21 protein-coding genes are annotated in these 22712 nt (G+C 39.0%); 8 read left to right on the top strand and 13 right to left on the bottom strand.

Annotated elements, in window-relative coordinates:
* Positions 1-8: 8 nt before the first annotated feature.
* A complete protein-coding gene (gene trpC / locus I8T81_RS05625; protein WP_198072305.1) occupies positions 9-815 on the top strand; it encodes an indole-3-glycerol phosphate synthase TrpC in 807 nt (268 codons plus the stop codon).
* A gap of 9 nt (positions 816-824) precedes the next feature.
* Complete coding sequence (locus I8T81_RS05620) at positions 825-1520, top strand: Smr/MutS family protein (protein WP_198072304.1); 696 nt, start codon at positions 825-827, stop codon at positions 1518-1520.
* Positions 1521-1530: 10 nt separating this feature from the next.
* Here the strand turns inward: I8T81_RS05620 and xdhC are convergent, their stop codons facing one another.
* Genes xdhC through xdhA form a run of 3 tightly spaced genes read right to left on the bottom strand, consistent with a single transcriptional unit; the run spans position 1531 to position 6397 of the window.
* Positions 1531-2514, bottom strand: a complete 984-nt coding sequence (xdhC, locus tag I8T81_RS05615) for a xanthine dehydrogenase accessory protein XdhC (protein ID WP_198072303.1) — start codon at positions 2512-2514, stop codon at positions 1531-1533.
* 6 nt (positions 2515-2520) lie between these two features.
* Positions 2521-4896 (bottom strand): xanthine dehydrogenase molybdopterin binding subunit, encoded by a 2376-nt coding sequence (gene xdhB, locus I8T81_RS05610; RefSeq protein WP_198072302.1) that lies wholly within the window; start codon positions 4894-4896, stop codon positions 2521-2523.
* 1 nt (position 4897) lies between these two features.
* Entirely contained in the window at positions 4898-6397 is a 1500-nt protein-coding gene (xdhA, locus tag I8T81_RS05605; protein WP_198072301.1) for a xanthine dehydrogenase small subunit, read from the bottom strand.
* 260 nt (positions 6398-6657) lie between these two features.
* On the opposite strand from xdhA, the gene folE reads away from it, so the two are divergent.
* Both folE and blaADC read left to right on the top strand, forming a co-directional pair.
* Positions 6658-7206 (top strand): GTP cyclohydrolase I FolE, encoded by a 549-nt coding sequence (gene folE, locus I8T81_RS05600; protein ID WP_001187844.1) that lies wholly within the window; start codon positions 6658-6660, stop codon positions 7204-7206.
* Positions 7207-7353: 147 nt separating this feature from the next.
* On the top strand, positions 7354-8505 hold the full coding sequence (blaADC, locus tag I8T81_RS05595; RefSeq protein ID WP_198072300.1) for an ADC family extended-spectrum class C beta-lactamase: 1152 nt from the start codon (positions 7354-7356) through the stop codon (positions 8503-8505).
* 67 nt (positions 8506-8572) lie between these two features.
* Here blaADC and I8T81_RS05590 read toward each other — a convergent pair whose 3' ends face one another.
* The 4 genes from I8T81_RS05590 to hemE all read right to left on the bottom strand — a co-directional run bounded on the left by I8T81_RS05590 (position 8573) and on the right by hemE (position 13017).
* The gene (locus I8T81_RS05590) at positions 8573-10456 is read right to left on the bottom strand and encodes an Lnb N-terminal periplasmic domain-containing protein (protein ID WP_443089276.1); all 1884 of its coding nucleotides are present in this window, start codon (positions 10454-10456) and stop codon (positions 8573-8575) included.
* Between the two features lie 70 nt (positions 10457-10526).
* Positions 10527-10997, bottom strand: coding sequence for a DUF3015 family protein (locus I8T81_RS05585; RefSeq protein ID WP_004700201.1), 471 nt, complete (start codon positions 10995-10997; stop codon positions 10527-10529).
* A gap of 145 nt (positions 10998-11142) precedes the next feature.
* Entirely contained in the window at positions 11143-11937 is a 795-nt protein-coding gene (locus tag I8T81_RS05580) for a DUF817 domain-containing protein (protein WP_019457754.1), read from the bottom strand.
* 6 nt (positions 11938-11943) lie between these two features.
* Positions 11944-13017: a uroporphyrinogen decarboxylase gene (gene hemE, locus I8T81_RS05575; protein WP_004700197.1), complete on the bottom strand. Its 1074-nt coding sequence runs from the start codon at positions 13015-13017 to the stop codon at positions 11944-11946.
* A 303-nt stretch (positions 13018-13320) separates the two neighbouring features.
* On the opposite strand from hemE, the gene I8T81_RS05570 reads away from it, so the two are divergent.
* Together I8T81_RS05570 and I8T81_RS05565 are read left to right on the top strand one after the other, a co-directional pair.
* A complete protein-coding gene (locus I8T81_RS05570; RefSeq protein WP_039250756.1) occupies positions 13321-14565 on the top strand; it encodes a L,D-transpeptidase family protein in 1245 nt (414 codons plus the stop codon).
* Between the two features lie 186 nt (positions 14566-14751).
* Positions 14752-15438, top strand: coding sequence for a pirin family protein (locus tag I8T81_RS05565; RefSeq protein ID WP_019457751.1), 687 nt, complete (start codon positions 14752-14754; stop codon positions 15436-15438).
* A gap of 33 nt (positions 15439-15471) precedes the next feature.
* Here the strand turns inward: I8T81_RS05565 and I8T81_RS05560 are convergent, their stop codons facing one another.
* Together I8T81_RS05560 and I8T81_RS05555 are read right to left on the bottom strand one after the other, a co-directional pair.
* Entirely contained in the window at positions 15472-15705 is a 234-nt protein-coding gene (locus tag I8T81_RS05560; RefSeq protein WP_081408095.1) for a hypothetical protein, read from the bottom strand.
* Positions 15706-15919: 214 nt separating this feature from the next.
* On the bottom strand, positions 15920-16555 hold the full coding sequence (locus tag I8T81_RS05555) for a helix-turn-helix transcriptional regulator (RefSeq protein WP_039250755.1): 636 nt from the start codon (positions 16553-16555) through the stop codon (positions 15920-15922).
* 255 nt (positions 16556-16810) lie between these two features.
* Here I8T81_RS05555 and I8T81_RS05550 point away from each other — a divergent pair, with 255 nt between their 5' ends.
* Positions 16811-17779 (top strand): threo-3-hydroxy-L-aspartate ammonia-lyase, encoded by a 969-nt coding sequence (locus I8T81_RS05550; protein WP_198072299.1) that lies wholly within the window; start codon positions 16811-16813, stop codon positions 17777-17779.
* A gap of 112 nt (positions 17780-17891) precedes the next feature.
* Positions 17892-18803 carry an ornithine cyclodeaminase family protein gene (locus tag I8T81_RS05545; RefSeq protein ID WP_198072298.1) on the top strand — a complete coding sequence of 304 codons (912 nt, stop codon included), beginning with the start codon at positions 17892-17894 and terminating at the stop codon, positions 18801-18803.
* Between the two features lie 97 nt (positions 18804-18900).
* Here the strand turns inward: I8T81_RS05545 and I8T81_RS05540 are convergent, their stop codons facing one another.
* From I8T81_RS05540 to I8T81_RS05525, 4 genes are all read right to left on the bottom strand, one after another.
* Positions 18901-19515: a M17 family peptidase N-terminal domain-containing protein gene (locus I8T81_RS05540; protein WP_198072297.1), complete on the bottom strand. Its 615-nt coding sequence runs from the start codon at positions 19513-19515 to the stop codon at positions 18901-18903.
* Positions 19516-19533: 18 nt separating this feature from the next.
* Positions 19534-20994, bottom strand: coding sequence for an alginate export family protein (locus tag I8T81_RS05535; protein WP_198072296.1), 1461 nt, complete (start codon positions 20992-20994; stop codon positions 19534-19536).
* Positions 20995-21105: 111 nt separating this feature from the next.
* On the bottom strand, positions 21106-22020 hold the full coding sequence (locus I8T81_RS05530) for a glyoxalase (protein WP_151792139.1): 915 nt from the start codon (positions 22018-22020) through the stop codon (positions 21106-21108).
* A gap of 32 nt (positions 22021-22052) precedes the next feature.
* On the bottom strand, positions 22053-22484 hold the full coding sequence (locus tag I8T81_RS05525; RefSeq protein ID WP_042075095.1) for a DoxX family protein: 432 nt from the start codon (positions 22482-22484) through the stop codon (positions 22053-22055).
* Positions 22485-22712 lie beyond the last annotated feature (228 nt).

The raw sequence follows: 22712 nt of genomic DNA, 5'->3' as shown, positions 1-22712 counted from the left end.
GATTTCTCATGATTAATATTCAAAATACCATTTTAGGTAAAATTGTTGACCGTAAACATGAGGAACTTGCTGAGCGATTAAAACAACGTAATTTGCAAGACGTTGAAGAATTAGCAAAAGCTGCGACTCCAGTACGTGGCTTTGCAAATGCTTTACAACATAAACGTCCGGGTGTGATTGCTGAAATTAAAAAAGCGTCTCCATCAAAAGGAGTTATTCGCGCAGACTTTAATCCTGCTGAAATTGCCCAGCAATATGAACAAGCTGGAGCTGCCTGTTTATCGGTACTGACTGATGTTGATTTCTTTCAGGGTGCAGATGAAAATATTGCGATTGCTCGCAATCATTGTGCTTTGCCTGCTTTACGTAAAGACTTCTTGGTTGACCCATACAATGTAGTTGAAGCACGTGCTTTGCATGCTGACTGTATTTTATTAATTGTTGCTTGTTTATCTGACCAGCAACTCGAAGAAATGTCAAAAACTGCGTTTGAACATCAACTAGATGTATTGGTTGAAGTTCATGACGAAGAAGAAATGGAACGCGCGTTAAAGCTTTCTGAACAATGTTTATTAGGTGTGAATAACCGTAATTTAAAAACGTTTGATGTAGATTTAAATACGTCTATCCGATTGAAAAAATTACTTCCGTCATCACGTTTATTAATTACTGAAAGCGGTATTGCGACGCCAGACGATGTGCATATGATGCAAGAGCATGATATTCACAGCTTCTTGGTCGGCGAAAGTTTTATGAAACAACCACGTCCAGATCAAGCTTTTACTGCTCTTTTTGGACAACCTCAAACGGTTTAATGAAGATATATGAGTAATAAAGATTCATCGCTTTCTAAAGAGCAACAAAAATTATTGAAGCAATTTAAAAAGCAAATCTCCAATCCTCATTCAAGCAAAATCGCAAATCAGCCTGAGACTAAAAAATCTCAGGCTGAGCCTGAAGAATTGGAAGATACACATTTGTTTCAACAAGCTGTTGCAGGTGTTAAACGCATCAACAATAGTAATGTGGCTAATGTCAAACCACCTCGTGCCAAAAAAGTCGATGCACAAACACTAGCTAAACGTGCAGCTGCCGAAGGTAGCCGTGATACCGAACATGCTGAATTGTCAGACACTCAAGCGGCTTTAAATCCAGTCGCAAGCCAAGCTTCATTAAGCTATCGCATCGCAACACTTCAACATAAGGTGTTTGAAGACTTAAAAGCAGGCAAGATGCGTTGGTTTGAAGCTGTAGATCTACACGGCTGTACCATTGAACAAGCGCGTGACGCAGTTTTACAAATTATCCAGATGGCAAAAGATGAAAATCAAAATGTCATTAAAATTGTACATGGTAAAGGCCCAGAAGCGGTCTTAAAAACCTATGTCAACGGATGGTTACGCCAGCATCGTGATGTTTTAGCCTTTGTAAGTGCTCCAGAAAATCAAGGTGGCACAGGTGCCGTTCTCGTGCTGCTTAAACGTGCAGAAAAAAATCCAAAATTCGAACAAAAAAAATGATCCTTTGGGATCATTTTTTTACATCAAACACCTGCAATAATTGAGCAACTACTGCAACGGCAATCATTGCAGGTTGTTTCGATGAAATTCCTTCTACCCCGATCGGGCAAACCAAACGTTGTAATGTTTCTGGGGTATAACCACGTACTTGTATACGCTTTTCAAAAATAGCTCTTTTACTTTTTGAACCAATCATTCCTACATAAGCAAATGGTTTCGCCGTAGGTTTTAAGGCTGTAAAACACAATTGCAAATCTAGTTGATGATCGTGCGTTAAAATTAAAATTGCCCCCGAACGATCAAATTGCTCGATCTCGGCGTCTAAGGTATCAGTCGTTATACATTGCACCTGTTGCAGTAAATCGGATGGAAAAATATCATCACGCGGATCAATCCATTTCACCCGAACTCCAATAGGCAATAAACAACGAACAATTGCTTCACCCACATGCCCGGCGCCACAAATCAGCACTTGCATGGCATAAGGTTTTATCTGCTGGCTAAATTGCCATTCTTCACTGCTGCCAGAATGAAACTTGAAACTTGGTTGTTGTTCTATATCCATACTCTGCCAAGTGGACGTATATTGATGTGAGACGGTACGCCATATATGCTTTCCAGCTCGCCATGCTTGCAAACTCGCAGATAAATCCGATGTGATCGCACTGGGTAATATTTTTTCAAACAATAACCACATTACTCCGCCACAACACTGTCCTAGCCGAGCACTGAGGTTAAAGCGTTCAATACGCCTCACACAAGTTTCCATTTCACTTAACATTGCTTTAGCAATATCAATGGCCTGAAACTCTAGATGCCCGCCACCAATCGTATCTGACTGCTGCCATTGCTGTTGAAAATTAAACCGCAATAACATGGTTGCACCCACTTCTCGTGGTGTTGAACCATCAGCGCGAACTACTGTGACCAATACCATAGGCAGAGCATCGACTTGCCACGCTACAAAATCAGTCCACCATTGTAAATGTTGCATAATCTTCTACATTTTAGCTTGTGGGCGGTCAGCCAAAGCTTGTCCGCGCCCAATCGCAATTGCGCGTAAAATTTCTTCGGCAGTTGCTGGAGCATTGAGTACGAGCGGTGCATTTTCTGGAATAGCCGCCTGTACCGCCTGACGAATTGCAGAAAAAACAGATAATGCCAACATAAATGGCGGTTCACCTACCGCTTTAGAGCGATAGATGGTGTCTGCCTGATTTTGGTTATCAAACAATTTGACATTAAAAATATGAGGAATGTCCACACTGGTCGGGATTTTGTAAGTTGAAGGTGCATGGGTAAACAAACGGCCTGCGTGTGGCTCCTGCGGCTGCCAATACAACTCTTCTGTCGTGAGCCATCCCATCCCTTGTACAAAACCACCTTCAATTTGCCCTATATCAATTGCAGGGTTAATTGACCGTCCGACATCATGCAAAATATCGGCACGTAAGACTTTCATTTCCCCTGTTAAGGTATCTATTACGACCTCGCTGACCGCTGCGCCATAAGCATAATAGAAAAATGGACGCCCTAAATGGTTGACCTGATCGTAGTGAATTTCTGGTGTTTTATAAAAACCGCTGTCCCATAGTTGTACACGTGCCATGTATGCCCGTTGAACCAAGTCAGGAAATGTCCATGAGTGACCATTCGCTGTTGTGACCATACTATCTTCGAACTGGACTTGGTCAGCTTCACTTTGACTTATTTCTGCTGCAAGTTTTGCCAGACGCTCACGAATTTTAATACAGGCATTTTGAACCGCTTTACCGTTTAGATCTGCGCCACTCGATGCTGCGGTTGCTGATGTATTTGGCACCCGAGAAGTATCAGTTGCAATTAAACGAATGCTATCGATTGGTAAACCCAACTCATGAGCGGCAACCTGCCGTACTTTGGTATATAGCCCCTGTCCCATTTCTGTACCGCCATGGGTGATAGAAACAGTACCATCCATATACACGTAGACCAGTGCACCCGCCTGATTGTAATGCACGGCGTTAAACGAAATACCAAACATTAAGGGTGTTAACGCAATACCACGCTTAATGATGTCATTGTTCTCGTTAAAGATATGAATGCTTTGTTTGCGTTTCAAATAATCGCTACTTTGCAATAATTCGGCTACCAATTTTGGCGCAACATTATCACGGACTTCTGCCCCATAGTGCATACGGTCACGTCCAGCACCGGGCTGTTCGGCAAAGAAATTACGCTGACGAATTTCAACTGGGTCACAACCTAAATAACGAGCAATATCATCAATAATATTTTCAATGACAAACATACCTTGCGGTCCACCAAAACCACGATATGCCGTATTAGAAACAGTATTGGTTTTACAACGTAAGTTACGTAGCTCAACTGCATTTAAATAATAAGCGTTGCCAATATGGCAAATTGCTCGTTCATTTACTGGCCCAGATAAATCAGCCGAAAAACCACAGTTTGAAGCCAGTTGCACCTTTAAGCCTTGCAGAACACCACTGTCATCAAAGGCCACAGACCACTCATAAGCAAAACCGTGACGTTTACCTGTAGCGCTCATATCATCATCACGATCTAAGCGTAATTTACACGGACGGCCTGTTTTTTGTGCTGCCAAAGATGCAATGCATGCCCACTGCGCCGACTGCGACTCTTTACCACCAAAACCACCACCCATACGGCGGCTTTCCACACTCACCTGATGCATATTCATGCCTAATGCATGACAAATCAGTAGCTGCATTTCGGTTGGATGTTGCGTTGAGCAATAGACTTTTAAGCTATGATTTTCTTGGGGAATGGCATAGGAAATTTGTCCTTCGAGATAAAAATGCTCTTGCCCACCCAGCTCAATAGCACCTGAAAGTTGATGGGCTGCATTTTGAAATGCCTGTTCAACTTCACCATGACTAAATTCAACAGGTGGTAACACCCACGATTCTTTTTCAATCGCATCTTGAATGGTTAAAATCGGAGTTTCGGGCACATATTCAATTTTTGCCAAGCGAACTGCCTGACGGGCTTGCTGATAACTGTTAGCAACAACTACAAACAAGGCTTGTCCATAAAATTCGACCTGCTCTTCAGCAAAAATCGGGTCATCTTTTACAATGGGTCCCCAATTGTTTTCAACATCAATATCCTTTGCCGAAAAAACTGCATGGACACCATCGGCCTGACGTACGGCATTCAAGTCAAACTTACTGATTTTACCTTTTGCACAACTTGAAAATCCGACAGCTAGGTGCATGGTATTTTCAAGCTCAGGTAAATCATCAATATATGTTGCCTGCCCCGTTACATGTAAATGGGCACTCTCGTGTGGAATCGAGTCGCCAGCTTTAGCTGATTTTTTAGAAATGCTTAAGTTAATGGTTTGATTCATGTCAGATCTCCACCATAGCAATCAAGTCATTCACACGAGTTAGTGTTTGAGACAGGACTTTTTCTACATAAAAACGCTGTAAACAGTTTTTCGCGACGTGTAAACGATATGCTGAGCTAGCACGTCCATCATCTAAAGGCTGATAGTCTTGCGACAATACTTCTTGTGCCTGAACGATCAATTCTGATGTAAGTTGTTGGCCTTCCAATATGGCTTCTGCATACTTTGCACGTTTGGGAATAGCAGCCATGCCACCAAAAGCAATTTTCACATTGTGAGCGACACAATGATTATCTAGCTCACATGAAATAGCCGCACATACCGCAGAAATATCTTGCTCAAAACGTTTAGCAATTTTATAGCTGGCAAATTTAAAACGTGGCTGCCCTTCACGAAGTGGAATAACAATCGACTCTACAAACTCACCAAGTTGTAATGCTGTTTTTTGATAATCTAAATAAAAGTCTTCCAAGGCAATTTCACGAGCCTGTTCACCTAAGCGCAAAATTAAGCGTGTACCTAGCGTAATTAATGCTGGCATTGAGTCGCCAATAGGCGAACCATTGGCAATATTTCCACCTAAAGTTCCAGCATTTTTAATAGGCATGGAAGCAAAACGGCGCTGTAATTCCTGAAAGTCAGGATAAAACTCTGAAATTTTGATGAGTGCATCACTCAAACTGACATTCGCCCCAATCGTTAAAGTATGGACTGTGACTACTATCTTTTTAAGCTCTTCAACCTGACCGATATATAGCATATCTCCTAAATTACGGCCTTGTTTTGTGACCCACAAACCAACATCTGTACTACCTGCAACAATACGGGCTTGTGGCAACTGTAAACGTAGAGCGGTAAAATCCCGCAAAGTTTTGGGTGCAAAAAATTGCTGAACATGATGATTTAAATGTAATGCAGGTAATGCTTGAATGTCTTGTAATACATGAATTACTTTTTGACGTTCTAATTGAACACGCGGATAGTCATATGCTTTTTTTGCTGCATCTAAAATAGGTCGATAGCCCGTACAGCGGCACAAGTTTCCAGAAAGATAATCACTGATTTTATCTTTGCTTGGTGGCTGTTGTTCATTTTCATACATTGCCCATAACGACATGATAAAACCAGGCGTGCAAAAACCACATTGTGAGCCATGCATATCCACCATTGCCTGTTGTACAGGATGCAATGTCCCAGCTTGTGTAGGTAATAAATTATGAAGATCTTCTACTGTAAATAAAGCTTTACCATCTAAAGTCGCTAAAAACTGAATACAGGCATTTACGCTCCGTAATTGCAGGTTGTCATTGACTAACTCACCAATCACTACTGTACATGCACCACAATCGCCCTCAGCACAGCCCTCTTTTGTACCAGTCTGCCGAGTCTTACCAGTTTGGGTATATTCTCGGAGAAATTGTAAGACCGTCATGGTGGGTAATACATTTTCTACTTGTTGCTGACTGCCACGAAAAAAAAAGGTAATTGGACGTTCTGACATTTTTTATCCTTATGCTTTATAGTACGGCATATTTGCAAATATGATGCCATGAAGCGATCATTTATAACTTAACTGTATTAGTCGCACATTTCATGTTCAAATACTTGACTATTAACGATAAAAAACATGAAATTTATTCACCATTTATCCAACGCATACCGAACAGGATAAATATAGTGCGACGAGTTATGAACATCAGGTCATGTTTCTGATACAATGCCGAGCTTGTCTAATAGAGTAAATTTATACGCCTTATGTCAATGCAGCAATCGTACGCAAACATTCTGACTGCCGTCGGTGAAGACCTTAATCGTCCCGGCCTTAAAGATACGCCTGTGCGTGCGGCTAAAGCTTTTTCATATTTAACTTCTGGCTATAGTAAAACTTTAGAAGAAGTCACCAATAATGCGGTTTTCCCATCAGATAACCATGAAATGGTATTGGTGAAAAATATTGAATTTTATTCGCTTTGCGAACATCACCTCCTTCCTTTCTATGGCCGTGTTCATGTTGCCTATTTACCAGAAGGCAAAGTTCTTGGCTTATCTAAATTTGCACGTATTACCGAGATGTTTGCTCGTCGTTTGCAAATTCAGGAAAATCTAACTCAGCAAATTGCTGAAGCTGTGGCTGAAGTGACTGGTGCTCGCGGTGTTGCTGTCGTAATTGACTCTGCACATATGTGTATGATGATGCGTGGTGTAGGTAAACAAGAGTCTACAACTCGTACAGTTTCTTTTGTCGGAGATTTTAAAACTGACAAAGAAGCACGCCGTGAATTTTTAAGTGCAGTACCAGAAAGCTACTAATCTGGTAGCTACTGCAAAAAAGCCCGACTCAGTTGGGCTTTTTTATATTTAGATAAAGCACTTACTCTATAAAACATAACAATCAAATTATGTGATTTTTGTTATAAAAGCTCGCATCTTTCTTTTTAGATAATTTATGAGTTAATCATGCGACTTAAAAAAATTTCTTACTTACTTTTACCTTCTCTTGTTATTTTGAATACTTCAATTTATGCAGGTAATACTGCTAAAGACCAACAAATTAAACAACTTGTAGATCAAAATTTTAAACCGTTATTAGAAAAATATAATGTGCCGGGTATGGCGGTAGGTATTATTCAAAACAATAAAAAATATGAAATGTATTATGGCCTTCAATCTGTTCAAGATAAAAAAGCTGTAAATAGCAGTACCATTTTTGAGCTAGGTTCTGTCAGTAAACTTTTTACTGCTACAGCAGGTGCTTATGCTAAGAATAAGGGAAAAATCTCTTTTGAAGATAAACCAAGTAAATACTGGAAAGAGCTAAAAAACACCCCGATTGATCAGGTCAATTTACTTCAACTTGCTACTTATACCAGTGGTAATCTTGCGCTACAGTTTCCAGATGAAGTACAAACAGACCAACAAGTTTTAACTTTTTTCAAAGACTGGAAGCCTAAAAATCCAATTGGTGAATATAGACAATATTCCAACCCAAGTATTGGCCTATTTGGAAAAGTTGTAAGCTTGTCAATGAATCAACCTTTTAGTCAGGTTTTAGAAAAAACCATTTTTCCAGACCTTGGCTTAAAACATAGTTATGTCAATGTACCTAAAACTCAGATGCAAAACTATGCATTTGGCTACAACCAACAAAATCAGCCGATTCGAGTTAACCCTGGTCCCTTAGATGGTCCAGCTTACGGCGTTAAATCGACTCTTCCAGACATGTTGGGGTTTGTTCATGCCAACCTCAACCCGCAGCAATATCCTGCTGATATTCAACGTGCAATTAATGAGACACATCAAGGTTTCTATCAAGTAGGTACCATGTATCAGGCGCTTGGTTGGGAAGAGTTTTCTTACCCTGCAACCTTACAAACTTTATTAGACAGCAATTCTGACCAGATTGTGATGAAGCCTAATAAAGTCACTGCTATTTCTAAAGAACCTTCAGTTAAAATGTTTCACAAAACTGGTTCAACCAATGGCTTTGGAACATACGTCGTATTTATTCCTAAAGAAAATATTGGTTTAGTCATGTTAACCAATAAACGTATTCCAAACGAAGAACGCATTAAGGCGGCTTATGCTGTGCTAAATGCGATAAAGAAATAATCATCTTTAGCTAAAACAAAAAAGAGAAATAGATGAAATCTATTTCTCTTTTTTATGAATATACGATTTAAAAGAACCAAACATATCCAAGACTTGATTTCATCCAGTCCAGATGATTTTGTTTTTCATAATCCCAATTCAGGCGAATAGCATTATTGCTATTAATGGCATATTGCCACTGGGTATTTAAGCGTAAGTTCCATTGGTTTTGGTCTTCCCAATAGGGCAATTCAACTTGTATCACTGAGTTAAACTTTTCAAACCACTGATTCATACAGCCTAGAGTTGGCCCCATTCCTACACGCCAACCTTTATCTAAATTTGAACCTGCTTGAACATAAGCTTGGACTTGTCCATAGCACACATGTTTACGCTCATAGTCCGCAACACTATAGCCAACTTGGGTATTAAAACTCGCTACCCCATGCTGTTTTTCATCACTATAAACGCCGTCATGAACTGCTTCTTGACGCCAACCTAAGTTAAATCCCCAAGTGAGAGGTGTTTTGAATGGTTGGATCGGGTTGTAGGAGTTCACTTCTAGTAGATCAAGACGTTCTAGCTTTAAATGATCATCTCTCCACTGGGCATTACCATTTAAAAAAAGCAATTGAGTACCAGCACGATACCCTCCTTGAGGATCAATCAAGTCATGGTAAGCTTGTCTATGCCCAATCTCGATAAACTTATCACCTTGTACTTCGCCCAGTTTTAGCGAAACATTGCGTGCATTATGGCCTTGTGTTGGCTCGGTAGAAGGTCGTTTAGGTTCTTGGCGTTGTTTATCTAAATCAATCTGACTTCTTAAAGCCAAAAGTTGCCTTAGCTGTGGTTGAGCAAAACTTTCTTCAACTTTTCGACTAATGAATTGTAGATATAAATCATCGTAAGCCATCTCAAGAATTTTGGCCTGATCTGGCTGACTATACGACTTAAGTATTTCGGAGGACTCTTTAGTTGGCATCATGGCTACCTGATGAGCAACTTTTGCCAAAGACGCGCCATGCTGATGAGCTTGAGCTAATAATTGAGTCTCTAAAGCTGATCGATACACAGGAGGATTCGTAAGCCCTTGCTGCTGCATCGCTTTAATCGTTTCCATTGGAATAGAAGCGTAATTAAACTTTTCTTGTAAGTTAGACTCAGGTTTAACTAAATCAACCAATCCCAATAAACGATAGGCGCAGTTGTCACTCACAAAGTAATAAGGGAAGCTCACATGTTGCATTTCCCAAATATGAGACACTAAAAAGCGTGTTTCCTCAGGAGATAGATTTAACTCATATTCCCATAAATCACGGCTTTCAAAATCACCATACTCTTTTACCTTACGATAATAAGGCATCAGTGAATATTCACCCGGATACTGCCCTGTTAAGCCTTTCCAAGCATATGACCAGTTGTCATTGCCTGCGACAGTGGCTGCATAATTTACAGCGTAAGAAACGAGGTTTAACTGTTTTTGATCTTTAGGGTCTAAGCGTAATAAGGTATGTCCAAACATTGAGCTTGGATTGCCCATAAAGTCTGTAGCGTAAATTAGCGTCGCTTTATAAGGTTTAATCTGGCCAATCCAGTTTTCAAACTCTGAACATTTTACTTGCGGTAATTCATTTTCTTGAATGCCTAATTGCTTTATAAGCCATTGACTGCGTGCAGGAAACTTACAACGAATTGATTGATTGTCTGGAGCTGGTGCAAATAATGCTGTGATATCTGCTTTCTGTTCTTCTTTTAAATTATTTTTCCCATTTGGCGCCATAAAGTAACCAGCGTAACTTACTTCACTCTTCTGGTTTTTATTGGCATACATCAGACGTTGCCATGTGATGTCTTGATCTAACTTTTTTTGTTCTGCAATAGACCAGTAGTTTTGAATAGATGGATTTATTTCTGCTGAATACGCAATATTAACTGCCAATGAGGCAAAAATTAAAACAACCGATTTCATTAAGCTCATCAATTTTTATCATTAAATATAAGAAAAACCCTGCCAAATGACAGGGTTTTCAATTTCAAACTTATACGTAAGCTTTTAAAACGTCGTCTTTAGCCATTACGTTTTGTAATGATGCTAATACTTGAAGTGTGTTTTGGTTGTCTGCTGAATAGATTTCACCAAAGTTTGCTTTTGAAACTTTGAAGAAACGATCTTTGTCTTGTGGTTTAATTTGCATTAACTCAGCAAGTACATTCAGGCTTTCACCTTGGCCTACAGCCATATCACGCGCTAAAGTTTCTGCATTTTCATTTGTGAAAGTAACAACTTGAGCTGTTACTGTTCCGCCTTGACGGCAGCCTAAAGTACCAAAAGTAATACCTAATAATTGGTTAGTAAAAATACCGTTTGTTGTTGCAGCAAGAATTTTAGGCACCACTCCTTTTTGGCCAGCCCATACTTGCGTACCCACACCACAACCTACATCGTTATCAGCCATAGCAACACTTGAACCAGCTGCTAACAAAGCAGCTAAAGCTAATTTTTTTAACATAGATGTATATCTCCAAAAATCATTATTGATTTGTTTCTTATGTATTGTTATGTGTAACTATTATTACACCCTTCAAAGATAACGATAAGCCAGTCATTTAGCAATTAAAAATTAAATAATATGATAAAAAGTGAAAATGAAATTTTTACTTTAAATTCCAATTACCTTGATTATCTCGATGACCTAATATTTTAAGAACTAATACTAAACTTAGCAGTAATAATAAATACCACGAACCCAGTTTACCCCATCCCACCATATGCCAAGCATTAATCTGACTTGGGTAAACCCAAATTTTATAAAATGTACTAATATTTTCAGCAACCCAGATAACAAATGCGAGTGTCACCAACACAGGGAGCATTGGCGTTTTAAACTTACGTTCATTTATTTGAAAATAAAGTGTAGTTTTCCAGAAAATATAAACACTAAATGCAAATAAAATATAGCGAATATCAGGAATAAAGAATTTACTCATAAAGTTAATATATGAGAAAAATGCGAGAAAAAGCATGCTTCTAAAGCTTGGCAGTTTCTCAAAGGAAACTTGAAACAGTCGTATTGAGCGAGCAAAGAAACTACCTACAGCAGAGTACATAAAGCCTGCAAATAAAGGCACAGTAATAATTTTAAATACCGCAGGCTGCGGATATTGCCATGAAGCAATGCCGGGATGTGTCAAAAAGATTTCCATGACCATTGCCATGATATGAAATAAAGCAATGACTTTGGCTTCTTGCCATGACTCCAGCTTTAGATATAACAAGCAAATTTGAATAATGAGTGCATAGATGAGTAAATAATCATAACGATAAAAACCCATATATTCATGGCTACCCATCGGTGCTGTCAGGGCAAAAGCTATTAAAAGCAAAATACCAAACAAGGCTGCCGAAACAGCCTTGCCGATAAAATGAATTGGTAAAGTTAGGTGGCGCACAAAGAACTATCCTAGATATTTAGCACTATACTCATGCACTGTATCTACAAAGATTTTTGGTTGCGCAGGATCTACCCACTGGGTAATGCCATGACCCAAGTTTGCAACATAACCAGTCTTCTCACCATTTGCGTAAGCGTCATCTAACATCGCTTTTACGGCTTTTTCAATCGTAGCTGCTGAACCATATAAAACAGCCGGATCAAGGTTCCCTTGTAGAGCAACACGACCTGCTACAGTTGTACGGGCTGTATTTAATGGTGTAGTCCAGTCTAAACCTAATGCATCTGCACCTGTTGTGATCATTGGTTCTAACCACTGACCGCCACCTTTGGTGAATACAATGACAGGAATACGGCGCCCATCTTTTTCACGTTGCAGACCCGCAATAATCTTTTTCATATAGTTCAAAGAGAACTCTACATATTCACGGTGTGCTAAAGCACCGCCCCAACTGTCAAAGATTTGAATTGCTTGAGCGCCCGCATCAATCTGAGCATTTAGATAGTCAATCACTGAATCTGCTAAATGGTCGAGTAGCGCATGCAAAACTTCCGGCTGTGCATACATCATTTGCTTGGTAAAACGGAACTCCTTACTTGAACCACCTTCAACCATGTAAGTTGCTAGCGTCCAAGGACTACCCGAAAAACCAATGAGTGGAACCTGACCACCCAAAGCAGAACGAATTGTACTTACTGCGTTCATGACATAATCAAGATCAGATTTAGCATTTAACTTTGGTAAATTTGCTACATCTTGTTCAGTACGAACCGTTTTATGAAACTTAGGGCCTTCGCCTGTTTCAAAGTAAAGACCTAAACCGAGTGCATCTGGAATAGTTAAAATATCTGAAAATAAAATTGCTGCGTCTAAATCATAACGACGTAAAGGCTGTAAAGTTACTTCACAAGCAAACTCTGTATTTTTGCATAAAGATAGAAAGTCACCCGCTTTTGAGCGTGTTTCGCGATATTCAGGCAAATAACGTCCTGCTTGGCGCATCATCCATATCGGTGTGGTGTCTACAGGCTCACGTAATAAAGCACGTAAGAAACGATCATTTTTAAGTGTCGTCATTGCCGATCTCTATCTTTTTCATGTGGCAGCATCATATCAAAACGTAGATGTTTTTATAATTTCAATTTCATACAAAAAACTTGTCAATCCACTAAAAAATGCATATTTACACAAAAGTCTACTGCAAGAAGCTCGGTTTTCTGCAATACTTGCAACATGTTACATCGGGTTTATTGATATTCCTTTAATGATTAAATTCACCAATATTGAATGCGCAAAAATTGCGTTGTTGGTGATTTTATAAACGTTAGGATCAGTCTCCTTGCCCTATTGCTTATATGAAAATTCTTAAGGTTGAATTACATGTTTGTTCGCTCATTACTCGCTATGAGTTTAAGTTGTATTATTGCTAATGTTGCTTTGGCTGCGTCAACAACTGAGCAACCACTGAACCCTAAAAAAGTATCTGCTCCTGTAGAAGATCCAATTGATCCGCTTGCTGTAGATGCTGCTTCAACTGCAAAAGCCCAAGCGCAGACACAGATTACTGCTCAAGAACAAAATGATTTAAATCGAGCGTCTACAACATTACAAAATTTGCAAAAAGCTGAAGATCCAAATGCTGATTCAGGCATTGCTGCTTCAGAACCAACTGCACCAGCTAAAACAGCGACAGCTACTAAGACTTCTGCTCCTGCTCCAGCTGTTTCATGGACATTAGATAGCTTAAACAATGCTGACTGGTACGAAAACATTGGCAAAGGCCAACTTCCAGTTTATGCACGTGCTCACGTTATGTTGAACAATGCACATGCTTCGCCGGGTGCGATTGATGGCATGAGCGGTAAAAATACCCTAAAAGCAATTGCATCTTTCCAGCAAATGAATGGTTTATCTCCTACTGGCGAGTTAACTAAAGAAACTTGGGATGCACTTGTTGCAAAACAAACAAAACCTGCATTTATTGAATACACGATTACTGATGCAGACTTAAAAGGTCCATATGCTGAGTCAATTCCTTCTGACTACGCATTACAAGCCAAAATGAAAGGTTTGTACTACACGCGTGTGACTGAAATGTTGGGCGAGAAGTTCCATATTGATGAAGGTTTCTTAAAGAAATTAAACCCGAAAGCAACCTTCAAAAAAGTTGGTGAGAAAGTTATTGTTCCAAACGTACGCAATGACTTACCAGAAGATATTCATTTAATTATTGCGCATAAAGGTGCAAAACAGTTGTATCTGTTTAACAGCCGCAATCAAATGGTAGGTTCCTTTCCTGCAACAATTGGCAGTACTGATACGCCTTCTCCGACCGGTACTTATAAGGTAGTTGGTGTTGCGCGTAACCCTTGGTATAGCTATTCACCTTCGAACTTCGTACAAGGTAAAAACTTAAAACCACTTTCTTTACCACCAGGCCCTAACGCTCCTGTAGGTAATATCTGGATTGGTTTAAGTAAAAAATCATTCGGTATTCACGGTACACCAAACCCGTCTTTAATTTCTAAAACTGCATCACACGGTTGTATCCGTTTAACCAACTGGGATGCTAACGATTTAGGTAATAAAGTACGTGCAGGTGTAACTGTTAAATTCTTAGAATAATCCTTTAAAGAAGAAAGCCTGCTTTATGCAGGCTTTTTTTATACTTAAAATTTAAAACGAATATTTATTGATATATCGATCATATTAAAAACGCAACAATATGTTGCATCTACTCTATTTTTAGCTTCATTCTACAGGTTTAACATAGTCCTCAAGAGATCAATAATAATTTGAGGAGATCGAGTCATGAATGCTTTTTTGCATCGTAGTGAAGATCGTGGTCATGTTAAAGCGGGTTGGTTAGAGTCTTATCATAGCTTTTCATTTGGTAACTGGTATAACCCGAAATATATGGGTGTAAGCGCATTACGCGTGATTAATGACGACAGAATTGATGCCCATAACGGTTTCGGCACGCACTCTCATGACAACATGGAAATTTTAACCTGTGTGCTCGATGGTGCAATTTCACACCGTGATACGATGGGAAATGAAGGCCAAATTAAGGCTGGTGAATGGCAACTCATGAGTGCTGGTACAGGCGTGGCGCACAGTGAAATCAATAACACTGATACACCCGTACATCTATTACAAATCTGGATTATTCCAGACGTAAAAGAAGCTGAGCCAAACTACCAACAAATTAATTTGGATCCACGTAAAGATCCAAATAAATGGCATTTAATTGCAGGCCCAGATGCAAATGCACCTATGCACATTCGCCAAAACGCAGAAGTAAAATCTGCAGTATTGGAAAAAGGAAATGAACTTCCTGTTGAAACATCAAAACGGGTAAATTACGTTCATGTGATTTCAGGTGTAATTCGTATTGGTGATCAAGAAGTTAAAGCTGGTGATGCTTTAGTGTTTGAAGATAACGCCGTGATTCATGCACTTGAAGACAGTCAATTTATTTGGTTTGATTTACCTTAAACAGCTAAAAGCCCTTTTATATAAAAGGGCTTTTTAGTCACTACTACCGCCACTATCGCAGCTGCTTGAGTCCGAAGATGACGAACAATCATTTGAATAGCTTGAGCTATGATGATGGCTATTGTCATGAACATGATGGTTTGCTGAAGATGAATAATCATGCTCACCCGATGATGAATAATTCTTACGATAGCGAAGAGCTGCAATTAACAGAAACAGTCCAATGCTGGAAAAAATGGTAATAAATACAATAAAAAATACCTTCAAATAACGACCTCCTAAATAAACCTATATAGATGATTGCTGTATCACCTACTTCTTTATTTAAATGAGGTATGTTGATTAAACAAGTTATTTTTTGATAAATACCACAAAACTTTCAATGTAAAAACTAGATGAGTAACCTTTCAAAATAACTCAAAAGTTACGCACGACCACTCTCAACATAGCTTAAATAAAACCACCCTCATTTTATAAATGATTAAAAATCGTTTTGAGTTTCCTTTACATATAAATAGGCACTTGCTCTAGATATACCTAAATGCTGAGCAACCGTTTCCACAGCCTTTTTAATGTCTAATAAGCCATTATTCTTAAGTTCATGTATTAATTGTTTTCGCTCATTGAGTTTTAGCATACGCGGTGTCGTAGCCTGTTTTGAAGCAAATTGATCGATATATCTTCGAATTGCTTCTGTACCATTCGGTTCCAGATTTTCAATAATGTTGTCAGTTTCAATTTTAGTGAACTGGTCTAGAGCACTTTGCATTCCCCTAAATAGGGTTAAATCTATATTCATACATAAAGCGGCCACATATTGCCCTTCTTCATCTTTAATCCCTATAGATGTACTTTTGGCGGGCCGACCATCTGCAAATTGGTTTGCGTAGTTTGAAATGAGGTTTGGAAACTCTGGAGACATGATTCTAGCCAGTCCTAACTCGGTTGCTGGATCTCCAATTTTTCGACCAGATAAATTGTTATGTATAGAGAGTATGGCATGCTCAGGATTTGTTAAGTCATGGACAACAACTTCGCAAAAAGGAAATAGCGTTTCACTTAACCCCTTCGCGATAGTATCTAGTTGAGTGAGTAAATGTTTATCACGATTGCCCAATGTATTTCCTCCAAATAACTTAGTTACTATTTCAAACCCTAACGTAAAGCATGCAATAGTAATTTAGACTTTTTATCTAATTTTAAACTTAATGTAAATCAAAATCTTATATCTCATTGTTATCACATTAGAAAATAAAATTAGACATTTTATCTAAAAATATATATTTTATCTAAACAAGGTCAGTATATTGTGTGTTGCTTGAGCAATAGTAAATCTTGCATCCGAAAACATTGAATAGAATTAGGTTTAATTATGAAAAATTTAACCCTTCCCACTTATGAAGATGTCGCAGCCGCTGCTGAACGCATAAAAGGTTTTGCAAATAAGACTCCTGTTTTAACTTCGCGTACTGTGAACAATGAGTTTGAAGCAGAAGTATTTTTTAAATGTGAGAATTTTCAGCGTGTTGGTGCTTTCAAATTTCGTGGTGCAATGAATGCGCTTTTGCAATTTAGTGAAGCTCAAAAAAAAGCGGGTGTAGTTGCTTTCTCTTCGGGAAACCACGCACAAGCAATTGCACTGTCAGCAAAAACTCTTGGTATTCCAGCCATAATCGTTATGCCGCAAGATGCTCCTGCGGCAAAAATGGCAGCAACACGAGAATACGGCGCCGATATTGTTGAATTTGACCGCTATACGGAAGATCGAGAAAAAATTGGAAAAGAAATAGCCGAAAAAAATGGCCTGACACTCATTCCATCTTATGACCACCCACATGTAATTGCAGGTCAAGGAACGGCTGCAAAAGAGTTATTTGAAGAAGTGGGTGAATTAGATTACCTGTTTGTATGTTTAGGTGGCGGTGGTTTATTGGCTGGTTCTGCCCTGTCTGCTCGCCAGCTCTCGCCTAATTGTAAAATATATGGCGTTGAACCTGCTCTAGGAAATGATGGGCAAATGTCTTTAAGAAAAGGAGAAATTGTTCATATTGATACGCCACAAACCATTGCCGATGGCGCTCAAACTCAATATTTAGGCAAATTAACATTCCCTATTATTCAAAAGAATGTGGATGATATTTTGACAGTCACAGATGAAGACCTCATTAGCTGTATGAAGTTTTTTGCTGAAAGAATGAAAATGGTCGTTGAACCGACAGGATGCCTCGGTTTTGCTGCTGCGCGTAATTTAAAGCATGAGTTAAAAGGCAAACGTATAGGCATCATTATTAGTGGTGGCAACGTTGATATTTCTAAATATGTAGAGTTTTTATCTGCTTAATAAAAGTCGGTGTCTATCTATGATGTTAGGTAAAGCGTCATAGATAGGCATTACATGTTACTCGCCTCTCGACGTGTTCGTGTCTTAATTTAAATAAACTTTTGGAGATATGATGAGATTTATTTCTGAGTCTGAATCTTCTGCTCTCATCAATCATGAACTGGCTTATGACGCCATTTACCAAGCTTTAATTGCTGCAACTAAACCTGACACTAAAAGTTTTGCTGTGGTTCACGGTCAAGGTTCGAATAGTAAAAATACCTTTAGTGTTAAGTCATCGGCGACCCAGCACTTGGCTGGCCTTAAAGTTGGTTCTTTTTGGGAAGATAACCCTAAACATGGTTTACCTCGCCATAACGCGCTCATTTTATTATTTAATCAAGCCAATGGAAAAATGGCCGCAGCCATCGAAGCAGGCAAAGTTAATGCGTTTCGGACAGCAGCGTCTAATGCTGTTGCGACCCACGTACTTGCAAGAAAAGATTCAAAAGTCTTGGCGATATTTGGTACAGGAAATCAGGCCAAATATGAATGCGAGGCTTTAGCGAGAATTAGAAATTTCGAGCAGATTTTGATAGTAGGACGTGACCAAAGTAAAGCTGAAAAAATGGCAGATGCCCTCAAACACTTAGGTATTCAGCTTCAAATTACGAGTGCAAAAGAAGCCTGTGAACAAGCCGATATTATTGTGACTGCAACTTCCTCGCACACTCCTCTTTTTAAAGCTGAATGGGCCAAAGCTGGTACTCATATTTCATCGATGGGTTCAGATAAACAAGGCAAACAAGAGCTTCCACCAGAGCTATTTTCACATAGTGGTTTATTTTGCGACCTTAATGTCCAGTCTAAACTCATTGGTGAATTTCAACATGCGCCTGAGACTGCAACCTTAATCAATATAGGTGATGTGCTTTTAGCAAATGCGCAAGGTAGGCAGTCACCAGAACAAATCACAATTTATGACAGTTCAGGCTTATCTATACAAGATTTATATATCGCCCAGAAAATTTTAGAAATTTCTTAATTTTTACATTTAACTGCATCATTCAGACTGATGCAGTTAAATTAAAAGTATGTTCATTTTTATAGCGTTTTACCCAGTTCTGTTTTTACAATCAGAATTAATCTTGAGTAAAAAGTTTGGCAAAAGACGCGATATATTGCTCAGCCTTAGCCTCATAATTTTGAAAACCCGCATCAAATACCCATCTTTCAATTTCAGATTTTTTAACTAATTTTTGCAAATAAAGCTGATGATGGCGGTCTAATTCTTCTTTTAAACTTCTTAGCATGAGTTCATTTAAACCAGTAGGAGGATTCAGACCTGTATCTAAAAGACTCGGCGCAAATGCCACACTTTTGAGTTCCAATTGATGCGCTGTTTTTATAGCAGTTTTTATCGCAGTCTCGATTCGCTCTATCGTGAAATCTTCTGGTGACCCCATGCCTATAAGCAAAACTTTAGTTGCCTGTATGGTTGAAGGCGTTTGATTTATTAAAAGAACATCATTCAGTTTTGCATTAAACCAGTTATTTTTCCGTATTTCATATAGTCTTCCGTTTAGAGCTTCATCTAAATGTGCCAAACCACCCGAAAAAGAACGGTTATTCATTTCATGTTCAAAAACACAAGCACAGGAAAGCTCAACCTCGGCCGTAGTACAGTCCCAAGTCACGAGTTCAATGTTTAAATTTTGGTAACACCCAATTTTAGTTTGCTTTATATCTGTGCTCATATTTTTACTCATTTAGTTTTACCAACCATATTTAAGCTCAAGGCCTAAATAGTTTGCGTCTTTACCACCCGCTTTCTTAATGGTATCTCCAACCTTAAAGTGCACGCCTTCGGCAGCCAGAGAGAGATTAGAGTTAATTTTTCGATCTGCTCTGAGTTGAATATATGCCCCAGTCCAACTCGAACCTTGCCCCGCGGTATTTGCCATGCTGTTATTGCCTTGGAAATAAACTGCATCATTGGTGGTTTCACGCCACTGAAAACCTAAGGCACTTAACAGAGTAAGTTTCTCGGAAGGCTTGAGCGTCAGAGACGGTTTTAGGTGAATAATATTGCTATAACCACTATAACCCGCCAAAGTAAAATATGAGCCATTTGCAAAAAGCTGGTTAAAGGTATTAAGTTGATTATCGTTGGTACTTTTGTCGCCTGTGGCAATATCAAACTGAAGCCCTAAACGCGGTGACCACGCTTGGTCAGCAAAAGTGTATCCCGTAATACTACTGAGCGCCCAAGCTTGAATTGTTTGCCCACCGATTTTTCCATGCTGAAGCATGCCTTCAACATCCCAATCGACATTATTCTTTTTACCCATATGACGAAGGTCATATAAGTCTCGAACCTCATTGCCCTTGATACTTGGAAAAGAGGCATTATCTCGTTCATAACGCGAGTAATAACCTGATAACTCGCCATCCCCTACATTTTGTTTATCTACGCGAAAGCCGCTAAAACTTAAATTGCTTTTTGAGTGGTCATTAAACGTGGAATCTTTTTCTATCTGAACAGGTCTGGTGAGATAACCTAAAATTCTCCAGTCGCCATATTCATACCCCGACCATACCCCATCAAAGGCTTGCCGAACGTTTGGGCCTTCTCTATTTGAAATAAAGCGCTGTAAGTCAAAAGCCATTTCTTGACGGCCGACTCTAAATTTAAAAGTTCCATTATTTAAAGGACTCACCCATGCAATAAAGGCTTGTTCTATATCGAGTCTATTTTGATCAGTACTGGTAATATTCTTTTTATCAAACGCACGGGCATCGCTTAGCTGCGTAAATAATTGTAAATGATCACCTATTCGTACATCTGCATGCGCTTGTAATCTTTGAATTAAATAGCTGTCGGCCTGATTATTTCCAGTACCAAACTTGGCATTATTATTGACTTCAAAACGTTCACGAATATTTGCCCCAAGTGATAAATAATTATTATCGCCAAAAGGTATATATTTGAAGTCGTCTCCTATTTTCTTTGGCACACACGGATTTTTTAAAACGTCCCAATTTTCTTGCCAACGATTCGTTGAGATTTTTGGACGAGTTGGACATGCATTTGTATTTGAAACTTCATTTTCTGCATAAGCAGATTCGTAGAAAAATAAACTGCTGGTTAATAACAGACTCATTTTTATTATTTTCAGGTAAGTCTCTGAGTGCTTAGTTCGATATGCTCTATCTTTAAAAACATGCGAGGCCATCAAGTGTTATCCATAGTAATAAATAGGTCGTTGCAGAGACTTGGTGTTTTGCACTCATACTGCTCTTAGGCAGCATGAGTGCAAATTTCAATCCATCATTTAGGCTATAAATTATTTGATAGACGCATGAATTTCAGCGATATAACCGCCCGGGAACTGTACCATTGCTGACTCACGACCATCCGACTTATAAGCATTAACCAAAACAGATGCACCTGCTTTTGTGGCTTTATCTAAAGTTTCAGATAAGTTTTTAACTTCATAACCCGTCATATCACGCCCATACGGATAAGGAAGATGACCATTGGTCACGAACACTGTCATTTTACCAAAGTCAGACTCAACGCGAATACGTCTATACGTTTCATTTGGGCGACCAATTTCTATACCTGCGGCTTTAGAGTTGTCAGAAACGACTTTACCGTGCGAGAAACTCACGAACTTCTTAACAAACGAGTCAGCACTTTGTTTTGAAACATAAATACGATTTTCTGGAACAGTCTCTAACTGGTTATAGTTAGGCTTAGTCGTGTGCCAGTAGAGCTGCATATTTACACCGCCCGGCCATTGGACAATCGCATCACGCCCAATTGGGTCTGGAAAAGCGTCTACAATGACATCTGCTCCATTTGCTTTGGCAGCCTGCACTGCTGCATCCATGTCTTTGACTAAATAGCCAGTTCTTTCCAAACCAAACGGATATGGAATTGGGGTTTTAAAACCAAATACAGACAATGTACCTACTGGGGTCAATACAAGCTGAGACATCGTCTGGCTCGGGGTTGGTGTAACTTGGAAAACACCTTGTTTCGACTTGGTGCCACCGAATGTTGCGACCAAGCTATCGGTAAATTTGTCAAAGTCTTCAGGGTTTACATAAACATGCGTTGTATCGTATTGGGGGGCTACACCGGGCGCCTCACTTTTTATACTTGTTGTTGTTTTGGCAAAAACTTGAGGCACTAGGGCAACATTTGTGCCCACTAACATGGTGCTTAAAAGCAATGCTGATAATGATTTACGCATAAAATGCTCCTGTTTAAATGAGATGCTTAAACTTATTGTGATTTTGAAGATTGATTAGAAAGAATGGTGACCATCACCAAAGCAGCGATGAGCCCAAGATGTTCGAAGAAACTATTAAACGTACTAAAAAATGCTGGGCCTGTATGATTCCAAAAGTCGTTTGCAACGAGCATTGCGACTGCGGTTAGACAGCCTAAAGCCCCTGCTCCTAACCAGACAAAACGATTAAAAATAACTAAGAGCGAACCAACAATTTCAATAAAAATCGCTGTAGCTGCCCAGAGCCAAGCAGGCTGTAACCCAAAACTCGCCTGCTCTTCAATAGCCGCATGAAATCCGATGAATTTATTAATTCCCCCCACTAAATACGCTGAAACGAGTGCAAGTCGAAGTAGCGGAAGCAATCCATGAATTGATAAGATCTTTTTTACCCATACTGGGTTATTATTAATCAAGTCACTCATCTATTTACCTTTTTGAAATCTCATAGTTTTAATATTTAAAAAATATAAGTTTCATGCATTAATAAAAGTTTATAAAATATGCAATATTCATGATCTAATTTATAAAATTATCTTTATAAAATAAGATAATTTAAATAGTTTTAAATATTTTATTAACTTTTAAAAAAACCAAATAACTCACGGTATATAAAATCAAAAATCCGTGTAAACTACTAGATATTTATTTAA

It is taken from the genome of Acinetobacter seifertii (assembly GCF_016064815.1).
Classification (GTDB): Bacteria; Pseudomonadota; Gammaproteobacteria; order Pseudomonadales; family Moraxellaceae; genus Acinetobacter; species Acinetobacter seifertii.
The sequence above is the reverse complement of the archived record's forward strand: the minus strand, read 5'-3'. Positions and strand labels throughout refer to the sequence as shown.